21 protein-coding genes are annotated in these 16,663 nt (G+C 64.5%); 5 read left to right on the forward strand and 16 right to left on the reverse strand.

The genetic code is table 11. From position 1 onward, the window contains the following. Positions 1 to 29 precede the first annotated feature (29 nt). The 8 genes from GN330_RS13660 to dapD all read right to left on the reverse strand — a co-directional run bounded on the left by GN330_RS13660 (position 30) and on the right by dapD (position 6,246). Entirely contained in the window at positions 30 to 1,799 is a 1,770-nt protein-coding gene (locus GN330_RS13660) for a coiled-coil domain-containing protein (RefSeq protein ID WP_156713246.1), read from the reverse strand. A 12-nt stretch (positions 1,800 to 1,811) separates the two neighbouring features. After that, positions 1,812 to 2,504: a hypothetical protein gene (locus GN330_RS23490; protein ID WP_197435157.1), complete on the reverse strand. Its 693-nt coding sequence runs from the start codon at positions 2,502 to 2,504 to the stop codon at positions 1,812 to 1,814. A gap of 14 nt (positions 2,505 to 2,518) precedes the next feature. Beyond that, entirely contained in the window at positions 2,519 to 2,815 is a 297-nt protein-coding gene (locus tag GN330_RS13670) for a hypothetical protein (protein WP_156713247.1), read from the reverse strand. A gap of 51 nt (positions 2,816 to 2,866) precedes the next feature. Further along, positions 2,867 to 3,250, reverse strand: a complete 384-nt coding sequence (locus tag GN330_RS13675) for a hypothetical protein (protein ID WP_156713248.1) — start codon at positions 3,248 to 3,250, stop codon at positions 2,867 to 2,869. Between the two features lie 189 nt (positions 3,251 to 3,439). Further along, positions 3,440 to 4,162 (reverse strand): hypothetical protein, encoded by a 723-nt coding sequence (locus tag GN330_RS13680; RefSeq protein WP_156713249.1) that lies wholly within the window; start codon positions 4,160 to 4,162, stop codon positions 3,440 to 3,442. Positions 4,163 to 4,299: 137 nt separating this feature from the next. Next, entirely contained in the window at positions 4,300 to 5,013 is a 714-nt protein-coding gene (locus GN330_RS13685) for a hypothetical protein (RefSeq protein WP_156713250.1), read from the reverse strand. 10 nt (positions 5,014 to 5,023) lie between these two features. Continuing rightward, positions 5,024 to 5,386, reverse strand: a complete 363-nt coding sequence (locus tag GN330_RS23495; protein WP_343040779.1) for a DUF805 domain-containing protein — start codon at positions 5,384 to 5,386, stop codon at positions 5,024 to 5,026. Between the two features lie 5 nt (positions 5,387 to 5,391). Then, positions 5,392 to 6,246: a 2,3,4,5-tetrahydropyridine-2,6-dicarboxylate N-succinyltransferase gene (gene dapD / locus GN330_RS13695; RefSeq protein ID WP_156713252.1), complete on the reverse strand. Its 855-nt coding sequence runs from the start codon at positions 6,244 to 6,246 to the stop codon at positions 5,392 to 5,394. A 150-nt stretch (positions 6,247 to 6,396) separates the two neighbouring features. On the opposite strand from dapD, the gene GN330_RS13700 reads away from it, so the two are divergent. After that, on the forward strand, positions 6,397 to 7,236 hold the full coding sequence (locus tag GN330_RS13700; protein ID WP_156713253.1) for an LOG family protein: 840 nt from the start codon (positions 6,397 to 6,399) through the stop codon (positions 7,234 to 7,236). Positions 7,237 to 7,307: 71 nt separating this feature from the next. Here the strand turns inward: GN330_RS13700 and GN330_RS13705 are convergent, their stop codons facing one another. Continuing rightward, positions 7,308 to 8,021 (reverse strand): pyrimidine 5'-nucleotidase, encoded by a 714-nt coding sequence (locus GN330_RS13705; RefSeq protein ID WP_156713254.1) that lies wholly within the window; start codon positions 8,019 to 8,021, stop codon positions 7,308 to 7,310. A 139-nt stretch (positions 8,022 to 8,160) separates the two neighbouring features. On the opposite strand from GN330_RS13705, the gene GN330_RS13710 reads away from it, so the two are divergent. Beyond that, the gene (locus GN330_RS13710; RefSeq protein WP_210252322.1) at positions 8,161 to 8,922 is read left to right on the forward strand and encodes a GGDEF domain-containing protein; all 762 of its coding nucleotides are present in this window, start codon (positions 8,161 to 8,163) and stop codon (positions 8,920 to 8,922) included. A gap of 83 nt (positions 8,923 to 9,005) precedes the next feature. After that, the gene (locus GN330_RS13715; RefSeq protein ID WP_156713256.1) at positions 9,006 to 9,911 is read left to right on the forward strand and encodes a DMT family transporter; all 906 of its coding nucleotides are present in this window, start codon (positions 9,006 to 9,008) and stop codon (positions 9,909 to 9,911) included. A 28-nt stretch (positions 9,912 to 9,939) separates the two neighbouring features. Here GN330_RS13715 and argB read toward each other — a convergent pair whose 3' ends face one another. Further along, positions 9,940 to 10,836: an acetylglutamate kinase gene (gene argB, locus GN330_RS13720; RefSeq protein ID WP_156713257.1), complete on the reverse strand. Its 897-nt coding sequence runs from the start codon at positions 10,834 to 10,836 to the stop codon at positions 9,940 to 9,942. A 263-nt stretch (positions 10,837 to 11,099) separates the two neighbouring features. Here argB and GN330_RS13725 point away from each other — a divergent pair, with 263 nt between their 5' ends. Both GN330_RS13725 and yihA read left to right on the forward strand, forming a co-directional pair. Then, positions 11,100 to 11,750: a CatB-related O-acetyltransferase gene (locus GN330_RS13725; RefSeq protein WP_156713258.1), complete on the forward strand. Its 651-nt coding sequence runs from the start codon at positions 11,100 to 11,102 to the stop codon at positions 11,748 to 11,750. Further along, a complete protein-coding gene (yihA, locus tag GN330_RS13730; protein ID WP_343040666.1) occupies positions 11,747 to 12,403 on the forward strand; it encodes a ribosome biogenesis GTP-binding protein YihA/YsxC in 657 nt (218 codons plus the stop codon). The genes GN330_RS13725 and yihA overlap by 4 nt, the downstream gene beginning before the upstream one ends. A gap of 54 nt (positions 12,404 to 12,457) precedes the next feature. On the opposite strand, the gene msrB is transcribed toward yihA, so the two are convergent. The 6 genes from msrB to GN330_RS13760 all read right to left on the reverse strand — a co-directional run bounded on the left by msrB (position 12,458) and on the right by GN330_RS13760 (position 16,615). Continuing rightward, positions 12,458 to 12,967, reverse strand: a complete 510-nt coding sequence (gene msrB / locus GN330_RS13735; protein ID WP_156713259.1) for a peptide-methionine (R)-S-oxide reductase MsrB — start codon at positions 12,965 to 12,967, stop codon at positions 12,458 to 12,460. 187 nt (positions 12,968 to 13,154) lie between these two features. After that, positions 13,155 to 13,712 carry a fasciclin domain-containing protein gene (locus GN330_RS13740; protein WP_156713260.1) on the reverse strand — a complete coding sequence of 186 codons (558 nt, stop codon included), beginning with the start codon at positions 13,710 to 13,712 and terminating at the stop codon, positions 13,155 to 13,157. A 215-nt stretch (positions 13,713 to 13,927) separates the two neighbouring features. Beyond that, on the reverse strand, positions 13,928 to 14,668 hold the full coding sequence (locus tag GN330_RS13745) for an anti-sigma factor (RefSeq protein WP_156713261.1): 741 nt from the start codon (positions 14,666 to 14,668) through the stop codon (positions 13,928 to 13,930). Beyond that, complete coding sequence (locus GN330_RS13750; RefSeq protein ID WP_156713262.1) at positions 14,665 to 15,204, reverse strand: sigma-70 family RNA polymerase sigma factor; 540 nt, start codon at positions 15,202 to 15,204, stop codon at positions 14,665 to 14,667. Before GN330_RS13750 ends, GN330_RS13745 begins: the two co-directional genes overlap by 4 nt. 63 nt (positions 15,205 to 15,267) lie before the next feature. Further along, positions 15,268 to 15,732 (reverse strand): anthrone oxygenase family protein, encoded by a 465-nt coding sequence (locus GN330_RS13755; RefSeq protein WP_156713263.1) that lies wholly within the window; start codon positions 15,730 to 15,732, stop codon positions 15,268 to 15,270. A gap of 10 nt (positions 15,733 to 15,742) precedes the next feature. Then, positions 15,743 to 16,615, reverse strand: coding sequence for an NAD(P)H-binding protein (locus GN330_RS13760; protein ID WP_156713264.1), 873 nt, complete (start codon positions 16,613 to 16,615; stop codon positions 15,743 to 15,745). Between the last annotated feature and the right edge of the window lie 48 nt (positions 16,616 to 16,663).

Genomic DNA, 16,663 nt, shown 5'->3' on the forward strand with positions numbered 1-16,663 from the left:
GCGGTGAGGCTTGCACGGCCCGGCTCCGGCTAATCGTTCTCGGCGGCTTTCTTCGCCGCCAGTTCTGCCTGCCACTGCCAATAATTGTCGCGCCGGATGCCGCGCACCAGATCCATGTAGTCGTGGCCGAAGAAGGCGGAGATCTGGCCGATATTGTAGTTTCCGTCCCGATAGGCGGCCACCATCGCCTTTTCGTCGTTGTGCGGGTAGGCGGCGCGGAATTCCTTCAGCGTATGCGGAAGGTGGCGGGGCTCGTCCGTCGGTTCGACGGTTCCGGGTGGCTGGGCCACCTTGCCGAGCGCCTTTTCGATCGAATTGACATGCGTTTCGATGTCGTCGATCCGCGTTGCCGTCTTTTCGATCGCATCCAGCCGGCCGTTGATCGCGGTCAGACTTGCTTCGATCTGCTCGAGCCTGCCGAGCGCCTGTTCGGCTGCGTGCAGACGTTGCGACAGCCGGTCTTCCGACTGCATCAGATAGCTGATCTTTGACGGCGCCTCCTTCAGCCCGGCAAGCTGGGTGTCGTGTGCGCTCGACTGCGCCTGGACCGCTTGCAGCCGCTCGCTCTGGTCGTGCACGCTCTGCTCCACGCCGTCGAGCGCGGCCAACCTGTCATGCGCCGACTGGAGACCGCTGGCGTTTGCTTGCGCCTGCGCGGCCACATCCTTGAGCTTGTCGGGCAGCGGTGTGAGGTCGGCCAGCTTGCTGTTGCAATGGCTTGCGCTCTTTTCCAGTGCACGCAGCTCGCCCGTATGCGCGTCGGTCGTGTTCATCAGATGTGTCATCATGCGGGGAAAGTCGCTGATGCGATTGAGGAACTCTCCCATCCCGTCGATTTGCCGGGTCACGTCGGCCAATTTCTCCGGCAGTCCGTCGAGCGTGCCCAGCTTGGCCGTTACGCGCTCCAGCGTGTGGTCGATCGTCGATAGCCGGCCGTCCTGCTTGCCGCTGGTGTCGGACAATTCGGCAAGCTGATCGGGAACGGGTTCCAGAAAGTCGAGCGTCGCGCCCATCGTGCCGAGCCTTTCGCGCATGTCGCGCACCTCCTCGGGCAGCGGCATGAGCGCGTCGACGGCCTCGCCGATCTGCTCGACAGAGTGCTCGAGCGAGGCGAACTGCGTGTGCCGTTCGTCGGCCTGTGCGCTCAGATCGGCCAGCGCGCCGGGCATCTTTTCGAGCGGCGTTACCGCTTTGGTTAGTCGCGCGAGCGTCGCAGTCACCGTGTCCAGGCCGGCAATCCTGCTGGCCGCTATCTGGCCTTTTATCGCCAGCCCGCAGCTGCGTTGATGCGAGATCTCGACCTCGAGCTGCGGCGCCGAGGCGCCGGTGGCCGTGTTGCGGATCGTGGCCAGCAAGATCGCCGGCGCGGGGACGGGTTGGCCAGGCTCCGTAACCGCCAGTACCGGGCTCGCATCCGCCTGCCCGCTTTCCGGGTCCGCTGCCGTTTCGCCGAAGGCGATCGAAAGGCTTGCCGAGCCGCCCGACGGGATGGCGGGCAGTTTCAGCTCGGCCATTTCTGCGTTGAACTTGAGCGGTTTCTGGTCCGCATCCACCGCGCGCGTCGACAAGATAACCAGCCGGCCGAGCGCATCGATCGCGCCGCCGGGTCCGACCAGTAAATGCGCGCCCGAAAGCGCAACGTCGAACCCGCCCAGCACGCCGGGTTCGAGGATCGCTTGTGTCAGCACTTCGCGATGCCTGCGATGGTAGTCCTGTTCGCGCGTCAGGGCGGCCGCGTCGACCAGCATTCCCTCGCGGAAGACCTGGCGTTCTATGGTCGGAAAACTGCGTCGGGTCATATCGCTGTGTCCCTATTTTTTCCTGGTGTCGGGCAGCCAGGTGTCGACTCCGAGATTGCTCTTGCCCAACACCCAGGGATATTTGCCGTCGACCGGTTCATCCTTGCCGGAAGACGAACCGCCGGAGCTGTCTTCGTCGTCCTCATCGTCCTCGTCATCGTCGTCGCCTGGAGGGGGAGGCGGGCCGCCGCCGCCGCCGCCGCCGTCGCCTTTGTCGTCCGGCTTGCGGCGCGGCGGTTTGCGGGGCTTCTTCCATTTGGTTCCGCAGTAGCACCAGAAGACGCCCTCGACATGGCCGCTGATGCACACGGTCGCCTTCTTTCCCTTCTTCTTGACGATGATGATCTGAGCGTCCTTCACCTCCTTGGAGACGCCGAACATCTTGACGGTTATGCTGTCGAACCGGGCGACGATTTTCAGCGCGCGCGGCTTGGCGAGCAGCTTGACGTCGATTTCCTTGAGCTCGGCGACGATGTCGGCGAAGACGCCAAGCTTGTCGGTAAATCCTTCCGCGCCGGTAATTTTTCCGATCATCTCGACGACGTCGACATGGGTTTTCTCGACCATGCCCAATTCGAGCAGGTAGCCTTTCTCCGGCAGCGTGTCGCACAGCGACTGGGTCGCGGGCTTGAGAATGTCCTCCGCGCTCAACTCAAAATGAACGCCTTCGATCCTGAATTCCGCCGAAAGTTCGATGGCGCGCATGGTCTGTCTGTCCGTTACACTCCAAGGACCTTCCGCAGACCTTGAATCTGGCTACCCGACAGAAAGCCGTCGAGCACGGCGTCGGGATCGACCTCCACGCTTGGCGCGCCGCTGGCCGGCACCGATATCCTTAGATACGGTCTGTCGGGCAGGCCCCGCGGCGCAAGGCTCAGTTGCGAAGGCGTGTCGGCGGCGAAGGAGGCTTGCAGCGTGGCGTCGAAACCCAGCAGCGACGCGGCTGGATCGCCACCGAGGCCGAGCCCCTCATCTCTCAGTCCAACCGCGATATCGATGCTGAATCCGCTGCGCATCGGCGACCTCCCCAATAAGGCTGTCTCGGTGAAAGACAGCGCGCGCGCGTGCTATTCTTCCCAGTTGCTCAGCTTTATCTGCAGCTTGTCGATATCGACAACGCCATTGTTGAGCCCGTTCAAAAGCCGTTGGGGTGGGCTGACCAGAAGTTCGACATTATCGCCGCCGCCCAGCTTGAGCTTGATGACCGGTGGGGCGGGGTGCTTCGCGCCGTCGGCGCCGACGATCTGATTTTCCGCGGAGTTCGGATCGGGCGTGAGCGAAAACACATAAGGGTCCGTCTTGGAAACATGATGCGGGATCTCCAGCATCATCTCGTATTTGTCGTCACCGAATGACAGGATGGTATCGATCGACAGAGCTTGTTTGTCGACGGTCGGTTTCGGAGTCTGCTGCGTGTTCTGGTTGCCAGTATTGGTGTCGTCCTTGGCCATAATTTGTCCTCCCAATTGATTTTTTGACCGCATACCAAGAAATTTTTACGGTTATATTTGTTTTCACAAAGTTCAATCTGCGCTCAAAACCAATTGATCGCAATCATTAATGTGATGAGTGTGAAATAACGCTATCAAGAGCGCTTCCAATCAGTGCAATAGAGCGGTCGAACTGCGGCCTGACCCCAGTCAGCCGTCCCCGATTTCGTAGGCTTGAAACCCGACGCTAAGCCGGGGCGTTGTGGCATCGACGGCGTGCCAGAAGGGTGGATCGGCTTGAACCTCGAAACAATTCGCCGACCATCCGCCGGGATCGTCGCGCCGAACGATCTTCCCGTCGACAAGACCGAGAAAGGCGGATCGACCACCGAGCGGCACGCTCCAGTTGATGTAGAGCCGCCATCCGGGATGGTCGGCATTGGTATGCCATCCCATCCAGCCGCCGGCGGGATACCAAAGCAGGTTGGTCGGACGAAATCTGCAGCGCGGGAACACCCGGGCCAGCAAAGTCGCGGTTGCCGGCAGCACCCAGCGCTCGGGATGGCCCGGCGGGAACTTGGCGATCAGTTTGTTTTCGTTGGCGCGCAGGGAGCGTCTGCCGTTCATGTCCTGGATCTGCTTCAGGTCCTCGAGGGCAAGGCGCGGCGGGCCGCCTGCGCCCTGCCTGACGGGCGGGGTCTCGATCGCCAGCCGCCACTGTTCCAAAAGCCAGAAAGTCTCGGCGAACTGCGATTGGGGGAGATCGCTGGTGATGATGCCGTGACCGCGCGAGGGTGGCGCAGCGGGCTCGCCCGCCGCAAGGACCGTGTTCAGATAATCCTCGACGGCCTCGCGCAGGCTTGCACCGTCCCGCCGCGCGTCGTTCACCCATTGTCGCAACGCAACGCGGGAATGACTGGTCGCTATGGCCATGTTCCGATCGTGCCAAACTGCGCCGACAAGGATCCGACCGCAGAATATCCGGATCCGTATGGGCCAAGGCAAGCCATAACCGCCCCATACGGCAGCGCGATTGATCCGCGACATCCGGCGGGCGCGAGGTTTCCCGCCTAATTTCCCTTCGCCGTCATCCCGGCATCGCCGATCAGCATGATCTTTTGCCAGATTTTGCGCGACAAATTGGTGCCGAGCGCCTCGATGTCGTTGACCGCCTCTACCACGACATTGTCGTTGACCGACTGCGCGTAGAGCGCGGCGAGCTTGCCGGTGATCGACAGCATCTCCGAACAATAATCGAGATAACGCGCGAGGTCGGCCGGGCCCAGCGTGCGTTGCGGCGAGCTTTTGGTACGCCGGAAATTGGCCGACAAGGCGGCCGGGTCCTTGGTGAGCTGATGCATGTCGATAACGTGGATCATCGAGCGCAGCCCGTGCAATTGCCTGAACACGCGCTTGCGCTTGATGCGCTCTTCCGCGCTCACCAACGAGAACAGGCCGAGGCCGGCGAGCAGCAGCGTGTTGATCGAGGCTTCCAGCCCCTGGACGAAATCGAACGCGCCGGTCGGCGGCCGGTCGAACGACACGATCGTGCCGACGAACAGGAAGACGGAGGCACCGACCACGATGACCACGCCGATCAGCGCGCGTAGCCAGCCGATCGGCTGCTCCAGCGCCTTCGCGCCTTCTGCGAGGTCGCGTGCCAGCTTGACGAGCTCGTGCGCGACCTTGCGCAGCCCGGCCTCGGGAAACCGTTCCTCGACCCGACGCTCCAGGATCTCCGCGGTGAGAATGATGCGTTCGGGATCGAGGGTGCGGTAGGCCATCGGGCCGGCTCTATTTCGGCGCGTTGGTCTGCGCGCCGAAGCGGTTCGGCCCTCGCGTGCCCGGCGCCAGACACAAAAACAGATACATCAATATATCGCCGATGATGAAGAACACCGCGAACCAGCCCGGCTGGTTCATGTCATGCAGCCGCTTCACCGAGGTGGCGACGTGGGAGATCAGTGTAGCGCCGACCACCAGCAGGAACGCCCCACCCCAGAAAGTGGCCGCGGCTTCGTCGTCGCCTGCGTTGATGATGCGGTAGATCGGATAGACCCGCAGCAAATAAAGCAGCAGCCCGGCCAGCGCGTAGGCCTGACGACTGATGCGGCCGGAAAAGCCGAAGAACAGCCAGGTGAGTTGACCCGGACCCACCTTGTTCAATCCCTCAGCAACTCGTTGATCGAGGTCTTCGAGCGCGTCTTTTCGTCGACGCGCTTGACGATGACCGCGCAATAGAGGCTCGGACCCCAGTCCTTGCCGGGAATGGTCTTGCCCGGCATGGTGCCGGCGACCACGACCGAATAGGGCGGAACCTCGCCGTAAAACACCTCGCCGGTGGCGCGGTCGACGATCTTGGTCGACTTGCCGATGAACACCCCCATGCCGAGCACCGAGCCTTCGCGCACGATGCAGCCCTCGACCACTTCCGAGCGCGCGCCGATGAAGCAATTGTCCTCGATGATCGTCGGGCCGGCCTGCATCGGCTCCAGCACTCCGCCGATGCCGACGCCGCCGGACAGGTGGACGTTCTTGCCGATCTGCGCGCACGAGCCGACGGTCGCCCAGGTGTCGACCATCGTGCCGGCGTCGACATAGGCGCCCAGATTGACGAAGGATGGCATCAGCACCGCACCCGGCGCGATATAGGCGGAGCGGCGCACCACAGCACTGGGCACGGCGCGGAAACCGGCTTTCTCGAACTCGTTCGCGCTCCAGCCGTCGAACTTGGACGCCACCTTGTCCCACCACACGGCTTCGCCCGGTCCGCCCTTGATGATCTCCATCGGGTTGAGGCGGAAGGACAGAAGCACCGCTTTCTTCAGCCATTGGTTCACCTGCCAGGCGCCGTCGGCTGCGCGTTCGGCCACCCGCGCCTGGCCGCGATCCATCAGGTCGAGCGCTGTCTCGACGGCTTCCCGCACCTCGCCGCGCGTGGTCGTGCTCACGCCGTCGCGCGCCTCGAAGGCCTGTTCGATGATGCGCTCGAGGGCTGCGAGGTCGGGCTTGTGCATCCGGGGCTCCATTACAACGTCTAATTAAGGGATAGGCTTTAGCCATAGACGGGGCGAAAGTCGCGCGGAACCTATGTCAACGCCATGGGAGGGTCAATCGCGGCCATGCCGGGCGGACGGTGCAAAGCGACGCACAAGGGGATTGGACGAATGAACCCGATGGACAAGAACGGCTGGACGCCGTTGCCGCATTCGGACGAGGATCTGGAACGCTCGCGCAGCGTGCCCGATACCGAGCAGACGCGCTCGCCGGCCTATCGCCTGGCCTGGGACGACGACGATTTCATGACCCGGCGCGAACTACGCCCGGTGCGCCTGCAGCTAGAGTTGCTGAAACCGGAAATGGCGCTGGCCGAGCGCGGTATCCGCTCCACGGTGATCCTGTTCGGCGGCGCGCGCATTCCCGAGCCCGGCGGCGAGGCCTGGGCGGCCAAGAACAAGGTCCAGGAAAAGAACCTGCTCGCCAATAGCCGTTACTACGAGGAGGCGCGCAATTTCGCCCGTATCTGCTCGCAACATTCGGCCGCGTCCTACTATCGCGAGTTCGTCATCGTCACCGGCGGCGGTCCGGGCGTCATGGAGGCAGGCAATCGCGGCGCCGCTGATGTCGGCGCGCCGACGATCGGGCTCAACATCGTGCTGCCGCACGAACAGGCGCCCAACCCCTACGTCACGCCGGAGCTGTGCTTCAATTTCCACTATTTCGCGATCCGCAAAATGCACTTCATGATGCGCGCCAAGGCGGTCGCCATCTTCCCCGGCGGCTTCGGCACCATGGACGAGTTTTTCGAGACGCTGACGCTGATCCAGACCGGGCGCATGGAGCGGGTGCCCGTCATCCTGTTCGGCCGCTCGTTCTGGGAGGGCGCGGTCAATATCGAATTTCTGGCCGAGCAGGGCACGATCTCGCCGGGCGACCAGAACCTGATCGACTATGCCGACACGGCCGACGAGGCCTGGGACTGCGTCAAGCGTTTCTACGAGATCTGACATGCTCGAACGGTGCGCTCAAGCATCGCGAACAAGGACGTTCACCCCGCGAGCCTACCGGTCCGGACACGTCAGGCTTTGGCGGCTGCCGGATTGACCGCCGTCAGGAAGCCGGCGAGATCGTCGGTCACGTAGTCGACATCGTCCTCCTTGTCGGCGTCCTGTTCCCAGATTTCCGCAAAGGTCGGCTCGAAATTGCGCGGCACGATCAGCACCGTCTTCATGCCGAGCGCCTTCGGCACGGCGAGGTTGCGGGCCAGGTCCTCGAACATCACCGAATCGGCGCCGGCGACCCGGTGCAGCGCAGTGAACTTGTCGTAGGTTTCGCGGGCCGGTTTCGGCACCAGCCCGGCGGCCACGATATCGAATATGTCGTCGAAATGGTCGAGGATGCCGAGCTGCGCCGCCGTGCGCTCGGCATGGCCGCGATCGCCATTGGTGAAGATGAATTTGCGGCCCGGCAGCGTCCGGATCTGCGCGCCGAGGGCCGGATCGGGCGCGAGATGTGTGTAGTCGATATCGTGCACCTTCTGCAGAAAATCGTCCGGGTCGATGCCGTGCCGGACCATCAGCCCGTTCAGCGTCGTGCCGTGCTCGCGATAAAGCTCCTTCTGCAGCACGCGTGCCTGATCGCGCGGCAGTTCAAGCAGTTCCGACACATAGGCCGTCATGCGTGTGTCGATCTGGGCGAAGAGGTTCGAGTGATGCGGATAAAGCGTATTGTCGAGGTCGAACACCCAATTGCGGATGCCGGCGAAGTCGGACGATTCGGGGATCTGTGTCATGCCGCCTTATCGCATCTTTACGGCCGCGATGACAGCGGACGCGACCGCCCGGCAGGTCCGGATCATTTCAAATTTGATCGAAGTCTCATACCGGATTTTTAATGGTGCGATGGCAACAGCGGCCGGTGGGGAGTACGCAATGCGCTCTATTGTTTTGATCTCGGCGCTGATCGCCGTTGGCGCCGCCGTGGCGTCGGTGCTGATCGCCTTCAGCCTGATGCGGTTGCAGGGCTTGCCGCTGGGACCCAATGGACTGCTGATGTCCGTCATCTGTCCGCTGGTCATCGCCTGGCCGGTCAGTGTCTTTCATCTGCGCCAGCGGCGCAGATACATGGCCATGCATGCGCAACTGGCCCGCGCCCACGCCGATCTGCGCCAAGCGCATGTGCGGCTGGCCGAACGGGCGAGCCGCGATCCGATGACCGGCATGCTCAACCGCGAAAGCATCCTCGACGCCATTGCGGGCGAGCAGGCGCTCGGGGTCGACGGCGCCCTGCTGATTGTCGATGCCGATCATTTCAAAACGGTCAACGATACCTATGGCCACCAGGCGGGAGACGTTGCGCTGGTGGCGATCGCGGATGCGATCCGCCGTACCCTGCCGCGCGGCAGCATTGTCGGCCGCATCGGCGGTGAGGAGTTCGCGATCTTCATCCCCGGTTGCCGGGGCCGCGCGATCGCGCAGGTTGGCGAGGATATCCGGCGCGCGGTCGCGGCGACGTCGTTCAGGCCGGCCGACAGGCCGGTGCCGTTGTCCGTCAGCATCGGCGGCACGCATTTTTCCCGAAACCTGACAGTCTCACAGGCGCTGCGCAGCGCCGATCGCCGCCTCTATATCGCCAAACGGTCCGGGCGCGACTGCGTGGTGACGCAGGACGACGAGAACCGCGCGGCCGCCTGACAGGAGGCCTGCGGTTCGCGGCGTTCCCCTTGCTTTGAGCGTCGCCGTTGGCCTAGATCGCCTCTTTTAGGCGAGGGGCGCCCTTGGAACTTTGGATACCGATCACCATCGCAGCCGCGTTTCTGCAGAACATCCGTTCCGCGATGCAGAAGCATCTCAAGGGCGTGATGGGCACCACCGGGGCCACCTTCGTGCGCTTCGGTTTCGGCGCGCCCTTCGCACTCCTGTTCGTGGCCGTGCTGCATTTCGGCGCGGGCCATGCGCTGCCTCGGCTCAACGCGGCCTTCCTTGTCTGGATGATCGTCGGCGGGCTCGGCCAGATCGCGGCCACCTTCCTGCTGATCCATCTGTTTTCCTTCCGCAATTTCGCGGTCGGAACGGCCTATTCGCGCACCGAGCCGGCGCAGGCGGCGCTGTTCGGCCTGGTCTTCCTCGGCGAGAAGATCTCGGCAGGCGTGCTGGCCGCCATCGGCGTCAGCGTGTTCGGCGTCATGCTGATCTCGGTCGCCCACACGCCCCTGAGCTGGCGGGCGCTGCTCGCCGCGCTGGTCGGCCGCAACGCGCTTGTCGGGCTCGCCTCGGGGGCGTTGTTCGGCGTGACGGCGGTTGCCTACCGCGCTGCCTCGCTGGCGCTCGGAGGGCCGAATTTCATCATGCAGGCCGCCGTTACCTTAGCCTGGGTGATCGTGTTCCAGAGCCTGCTCATGGCCTTGTGGATGCTGTGGAAGGACCGGGCCGAGATCGGCCGCATCCGCAAGGCCTGGAAGCCGGCGCTGATCGTGGGTCTCGCCGGCGCGACTGCGTCGTTCGGCTGGTTCATGGCCATGACGCTGCAGCAGGCGGCGGTGGTCAAGGCGCTGGCGCAGGTCGAGATGATCTTCACCTTCGCCTCGACGGTGTTCTTCTTCCGCGAGCGCATCAACCTGATGGAGATCGCCGGCTGCCTGCTGATCGTCGGCGGCATCCTGCTCCTGCTGGCGCTGGGCTGACGCGGGCCCGGACGGTGCCCGAAAGCCGCTAAGGCACGATCAGCGTGCCGGCGCCGTGTTCGGTGAAAAGCTCCAGAAGCACGGCATGTGGCGTCTTGCCGTTGAGGATGACCACGCCTTCAACGCCGCGTTCGATCGCCTCGATGCAGGTCTCCACCTTCGGGATCATGCCGCCCGATATGGTGCCCTCGGCGATCAGCGACCTGGCTTCGGCCACCGTCAGCTCGTCGATCAGCGTCTTGTCGCGGTCGAGCACACCCGGCACGTCGGTCAGAAACAGCAGGCGCGTGGCCTTGACGGCCCCGGCGATCGCCCCGGCGAAAATATCGGCGTTGATGTTGTAGGTGTGGCCGTCGCGGCCCGGTGCCACGGGGGCGATGACGGGGATCATTTCCGAACGGGCCAGAAGGTCGAGCAATGTGCGGTCGACCTCGACCGGTTCGCCGACGAAGCCGAGATCGAGCACGCGCTCGATGTTGGAATCGGGATCGAGCGCGGTCTTATGCGCCTTTTCGGCGAACACCATGTTGCCGTCCTTGCCGCACAGGCCGATCGCCCATTCGCCCTCGGCATTGATCAGCGCCACGATCTCCTTGTTGATCGAGCCCGCCAGCACCATCTCGACGATCTCGACCGTTTTGGCGTCGGTGACGCGCAGGCCGCCCTCGAATTTCGATTCGATGCCCATCTTGGCCAACATCGCCGCGATCTGCGGCCCGCCGCCATGCACCACGATCGGGTTGACGCCGGACTGCTTCAACAGCGCGATGTCGCGGGCGAACGCCCGGCCGAGCTCGGTGTCGCCCATCGCGTGGCCACCATATTTGACCACCACGGTCTTGTTCTCGTAACGCTGCATATAAGGCAGCGCCGCCGAGAGCAGGCGCGCTTGTTCCCGGGCTGTGGCGGCGATGTCGCTCGTCATCGGTTTCCTGTTGCGGCGGTTGAAAATTATCCGGCGGGTCATAGCGGGAAAGCGGGGATCGGGCAATCGCTGCCCGGTCGCGCACCGGTCTGGCTTCGCCGGGGTGTCGGTTTTTCGTGGACGCGTGCCGGTTGGAGCGGTATAAGCGCGGCCTCTTTCGAGGAGTATGGGTTCGATGAACAAGGTTGCCTGATCCGCGCGAAACGGCGTCGTCGCGCCGGGCCGGATCGTTTGTCCCGCACCCCTGTTCACCATACCGATCGATGGAGACGCCCATGCACGCGCCCGATCCGCACGACACGCACCCGCTGCCCTTCCACCCACGCACCGCATTCCTGAAACCGTTGATAACGCGCCCGACCATAGAGGTCGGCGACTACACCTATTACGATGACCCGCTCGGCCCCGAGCGTTTCGAGGAGCACAACGTGCTCTATCATTTCGATTTCGTCGGCGACCGGCTGGTCATCGGCCGCTATTGTGCGATCGCCGCCAATACCCGTTTCATCATGAACGGCGCCAACCACGATCTGCGCGGCTTTTCCACCTTTCCGTTCGCTATTTTCGGCGGTGCCTGGCGCGACAGTTTCGATCCGCAGTCGCTGGCTGTCGGCTTTCGCGGCGACACGGTCGTGGGCAATGACGTTTGGTTCGGCATGGACGCCACCATCATGCCCGGCGTGACGATCGGCGACGGCGCGATCGTGGCGGCCGGCGCCATGGTGCCGGCCGACGTGCCGCCCTATGCGGTGGTCGCCGGCAATCCGGCCCGCATCGTGCGCATGCGCTTCGACGCCGCGACCGTCGAGCGCCTGCTTGCGATCGCCTGGTGGAACTGGCCTGTTGACAAGGTGACGCGCAACATCGATGCCATCGGCGGCAGCGATCTGGAACGGTTGGAATCAGCGACGTGAGCGAGACGAAAACCGACAACGACACCGGGCGGGACTTTCCCCGGTCGTGGATCTTCATTCGCGGCGTGCCGGCGATGAAATTCCTGCCGCCGGAAGGCCCGCCCGAGATCGCCTTCGCCGGGCGGTCGAATGTCGGCAAGTCGTCGCTGATCAACGCACTGGTCGGCCAGAAGGCGCTGGCGCGCACCTCCAACACGCCGGGCCGCACCCAGGAGCTGAATTATTTCGTGCCCGACGGCCACGCCGGTACGGCCGACGACCTGCCGCCGCTCGCTTTGGTCGACATGCCGGGTTACGGCTTTGCCAAGGCGCCCAAGGCGGTGGTGGAGAACTGGACCAGGCTGGTCTTCGACTATCTGCGCGGCCGCGTCACGCTGAAGCGCGTCTACGTGCTGATCGATGCCCGCCACGGCGTCAAGGCGATCGACGGCGAGGTGATGGACCTGCTCGACCGCGCCGCCGTCTCCTACCAGATCGTCCTGACCAAGGCCGACAAGATCAAGCCGCCGGCGGTTGAAACCCTGCTCGCGCAGACTTTGGCAACGGTCAAAAAACGGCCGGCGGCCTATCCCGAGGTGCTGGCCACCTCGTCGGAAAAGGGCGCCGGCATTGACGGCCTGCGTGCCGCGATCATGACGGCGATCATTTTATAGATATCGGGCCGGCGTTTCACCGAAGCGCCGGCCCGATCGCCCCTTCTGCGCCGGCTACGCCGCGCCGGACGGTTTGAAGGTGAGCGCCAGCCCGTTGATGCAGTGGCGTTTGCCGGTCGGCGGCGGGCCGTCGTCGAAGATGTGGCCGAGGTGGCCGCCGCAGCGGCGGCAATGGCATTCCGTGCGCACCATGAAAAGCGACCGGTCCTTCCGCGTGCCGACCGCGTCGGGCAGCGCCTCCCAGAAACTCGGCCAGCCGGTGCCGGACTCGAACTTGGTCTGTGATGAATAAAGCGGCAGATCGCAGCCCGCGCAGTGGAACGTGCCGGCACGCTTTTCACCGTTGAGCGGACTGGTGAAGGCGCGTTCGGTCGCCTCCTCGCGCAGCACCTTGTAGCGCTCGGGCGTCAGGATTTCCCGCCACTCGGCCTCCGTCTTTGCGACTTCGAATTGTTCTTTGTCCTTGGCCATTGCCGGGCTCGCTATGTGCTGACGCGCCAGCAGCGGCAGTCCGGCCACGATGGCCGCGCCGGTCGAGCCGTAGAGAAAATATCTTCGGTTCATGGCGGTCTCCTTTGTCGGTAGCGTATCGGGTTCGCGCGGTCACGGGGAAATCAACTCGCCTTGACGAAACGGGTCGCCGTTGTGATCGCTCCGCGCCACGGCCGTGCCGTGACGCGGAGCGTGCCCTCCGCCGTGGAAGGTGTTTGAGCGTCCGCGGGGACGCCACGCTGCTGGTCGGCGCCGCGTGTCAGGCTTTCGGCAACAGCACCGTGTCGATGACGTGGATGACGCCGTTCGACTGATCGACATCGGCGATCGTCACGGTGGCGACATTACCGTTCTCGTCGGTCAGGGTGATGTTGTCGCCGTCCATCTTGGCCTGCAGCATGCAGCCGCCGACGGTCTTGACCGGATGGTTGCCGCCGTCGTCCTTGATCATCTTGCCGATCGCGTCCGACATCGCGTCGGCCGCCACGACATGGCAGGTCAGAACCTTGGTCAGCGTGTCCTTGTTCTCCGGCTTCAGCAGCGTGTCGACCGTGCCGTCGGGCAGCTTCTCGAAGGCGGCGTTGACCGGCGCGAACACCGTGAACGGACCTTCGCCCTGCAGCGTCTCGACCAGGCCGGCCGCCTTGACGGCCGCCACCAGCGTGGTGTGGTCCTTCGAGTTGACGGCGTTTTCGACGATGTTTTTGTCGGCATACATCGCCGCCCCGCCGACCATCGGATTGTCGGCATGGGCGAGACCGGCAAGGCTGGAGACGGCGAAGGCGCCGGCGAGTGCGAAAAGCTTGGAATTTTTCATCGTGTCGAAACTCCCTGTTGGTTTGTCCCAGCGTGTGGGCAGGCGAAGACACGAGATGGTTCGGCCAGGAGTTTCAGTAAAGCGCGGTTGAAGATGAGAGCCGATTTATTCCGAAGGAGGGGATATCGGAGTTTGGTCCAGCCCGGCTTTCGTGACGCGGCCCAAACACGTCGCGCCGGTACACGCGCCCTTTTCCGACATCGAAGGCGAGAACCTCAGATCTCGCGCAGATCGCCGGCCGCCACGACCGGGCCGGTCGGCTGGCCGGTGGGCGAGCCGCCGGCGGGTTCCAGGCTGATCGCGAACACCGCGCCGGCTTCGATCTTGCGGCGCAACTCCGCGCCGACGGCGAGATGGACGGTGGAGCCGGCGGGAATCACGCCGAGCGAGGCGGGCGCGGTGTCGCCCTCGATCACCCACAACTCGAAATCGCGGCCGGCGTCGCGTTCGCCGGTGACGTGCGACAGCCCGATATCGCGGGTGCTGGCGTCGTAGACGACGAAATAGTGGACATTGCTTTGCTGCGGCGCCAGCGAAGCCACCAGGCGCCCGGTCGGTTCGTCGGCCGGTGGCGGAGCGAGCAGCGGCACGATCAGGGCGAGAATCAAAGCCGCGATCGCCGCGACCGCGATCCCGCGCCACACCGCAAGGCTCTGCCAGAAGCCGCCGGCGGGAGCCGCGACCTCGCGTGGCATCGGCGTGCCGTTGCCGGCGGCAAACAGCCGCGCGTCGAGCCCGGTTTTGATCACGGCTGGCGGCTCGACCGGTTCGTAGCCGGCCGCCAGCGGCGCCAAGTGCTCTTCCCAGCGCTCGACCAGGCGGGCGAAGCCGGGATCGGTCTCGATGCGGCGCGCAGCCGTGCGCCGATGGTCGCCGTCGAGCGCGCCGAGCACATAGTCGGCCGCCAGCGCGTCGTCGCCGGTCAATTCGCGTCCATTGTCGTCGGCAGCGCTCATCGCTCCAGACAATCCCTGAGTTTCAACAGGCTGCGACGCAGCCATGTCCGCATCGTGTTCAGTGGTACGCCGTGACGCGTCGCAAGTTCGGCATAGCTGTCGCCGCTCAGATAGGCGCCGCGCACCGCCGCCGCCCGCTCACCGTCGAGTTCGTCCATGCAGTCGTCGATACGCCGTCGCTCGCTTGCGATCACGGCGATGGATTCCGGTCCCGGCTTCGGGTCCGCGATCTCCACGGCCTGATCGATCGAAGCGCCGGCGGTCTTGCGCGCGCGCAGCCTGTCGATCGCATGGTTGCGCGCCACCGCCACCAGCCACGAGATCGGACTCAGATCCGAAACGGCGAAGCGGTCGGCCTTGGTCCATATCTTGACATAGACTTCCTGCAACGCTTCCTCGGCCTCCGCCCGGTCCTTCAAGACACGCAGGCACACGCCGAAGAGTTTCGCGCTGGTTTGCCGGTAAAGCAAATCGAACGCCCCGCGATCCTTCATCGAGGTACGGACGATCAGTTTTGTGATGTCGTGCGGCGTCATGCGGGCTCAACCTAGCGCGCCGCGACACATTTGCAATGAGGCTTCGTCGCGGTGCGGACCGGCTCAGAGCAGGCCGAGTGCGAACAAGCCGGCGGCGACCATGCCCGAAACCGTGCGCAGATGGTTCCACGCCGTCCAGCGGGCGAGGTAATCGGCCCATACCCGCGCGCCTTCCACGCTCGCCGGATCGACGACGGCGAGCTGGCCGTTCATCGGTACGTTGAACAAAATGGTCACGCCGACGATGCCGACCAGATAGGCGAGCGCGCCGGCCGCCGACGTCAGGGCGGGGCCGTCGTTCCAGCCAAGGACCGCGGCGGCGATCACGGCGAAGCTCGCCAGCGCGGTGCCGAAGAAGGCGAGGAAGAAGACCGGGTTCTGGATCACCTCGTTGATCCGCTGCATGGCGGCGATGCCGGCGGCCGGCTCGATCCGGCCGAGCGCGGTCATCACGGCGGTCGAAAAGGCGAAGAACAGCCCGGCCATCAGAGCGGAGCCGAAGGCGGCCGTGAGAACGACGAGGGTCATCGGTCTTTCCTCATCGGTCGGCGGCGACAAGCACCGGTTCGGCGACCGTGGACCACGCGCCCGACCGTGCGGCCGCGCGCGCATAGTCGCGAAAATCTTTCGGCGCGCGGCCGAGGGCGCGCTGTACGCCGTCGCACGGATAGGCGTTGCGGCCGTCGAGCACTTCGGTGAACAGCATCATCAACAGCGCGATCATCTCGTCAGGCAGACCCTCCGAGGTGAGCCTGGCGGAAAATGCGGCCGGCGAGATCGGTTCGAAGCGGACGTTATGCCCGCTCGCCGCGGTGATCTCGGCGACGGCCTCGGCGAAAGTCAGCAGGCGCGGCCCGGTCAACTCGTAGAGCTGGCCGACATGTCCGTCCTGGGTCAGGGCCGCGACCGCCACCTCGGCAATGTCGTCGGCGTCGACGAAAGGCTCCCGCACGTCGCCGACCGGCAACGCCACCACCCCGGCCTTGACGGCATCGAGCAGGAAGCTTTCCGAAAAATTCTGGTTGAACCAGCCGCAGCGCAGGATCGTCCAGTCGGCGCCGGAGGCCTTGAGGATGTCTTCGCTGCGCTGTGCTTCGGCTTCGCCGCGTCCCGAGAGCAGCGCGATGCGCCTCACGCCCCGCGCCAGCGCCATGTCGATGAAGACGGCGATCTCCTCCGGCGCGCCCGGGGCGGCGAGGTCCGGATAATAGCTGATATAGGCCGCCGAAGCCCCGTCCAGCGCCGCGCCCCAGGTCGAACGATCGGCCCAGTCGAACGGTATCGCCGCCGAGCGCGAGCCAATGCGCACGTCGCGGCCGCACGCCGTCAGGCCTTGGGCCAAGCGCCGGCCGGTCTTGCCGGTGCCGCCGGCCACGAGAATGGGTTTCTGCGGTTTGATGGTCTGGGACATATTGCCCTCCTCGTAAATACGAGTAATCCTCACGTTTGCAAATGTGAT

Source organism: Nitratireductor arenosus (genome assembly GCF_009742725.1).
Classification (GTDB): domain Bacteria; phylum Pseudomonadota; class Alphaproteobacteria; order Rhizobiales; family Rhizobiaceae; genus Mangrovimarina; species Mangrovimarina arenosa.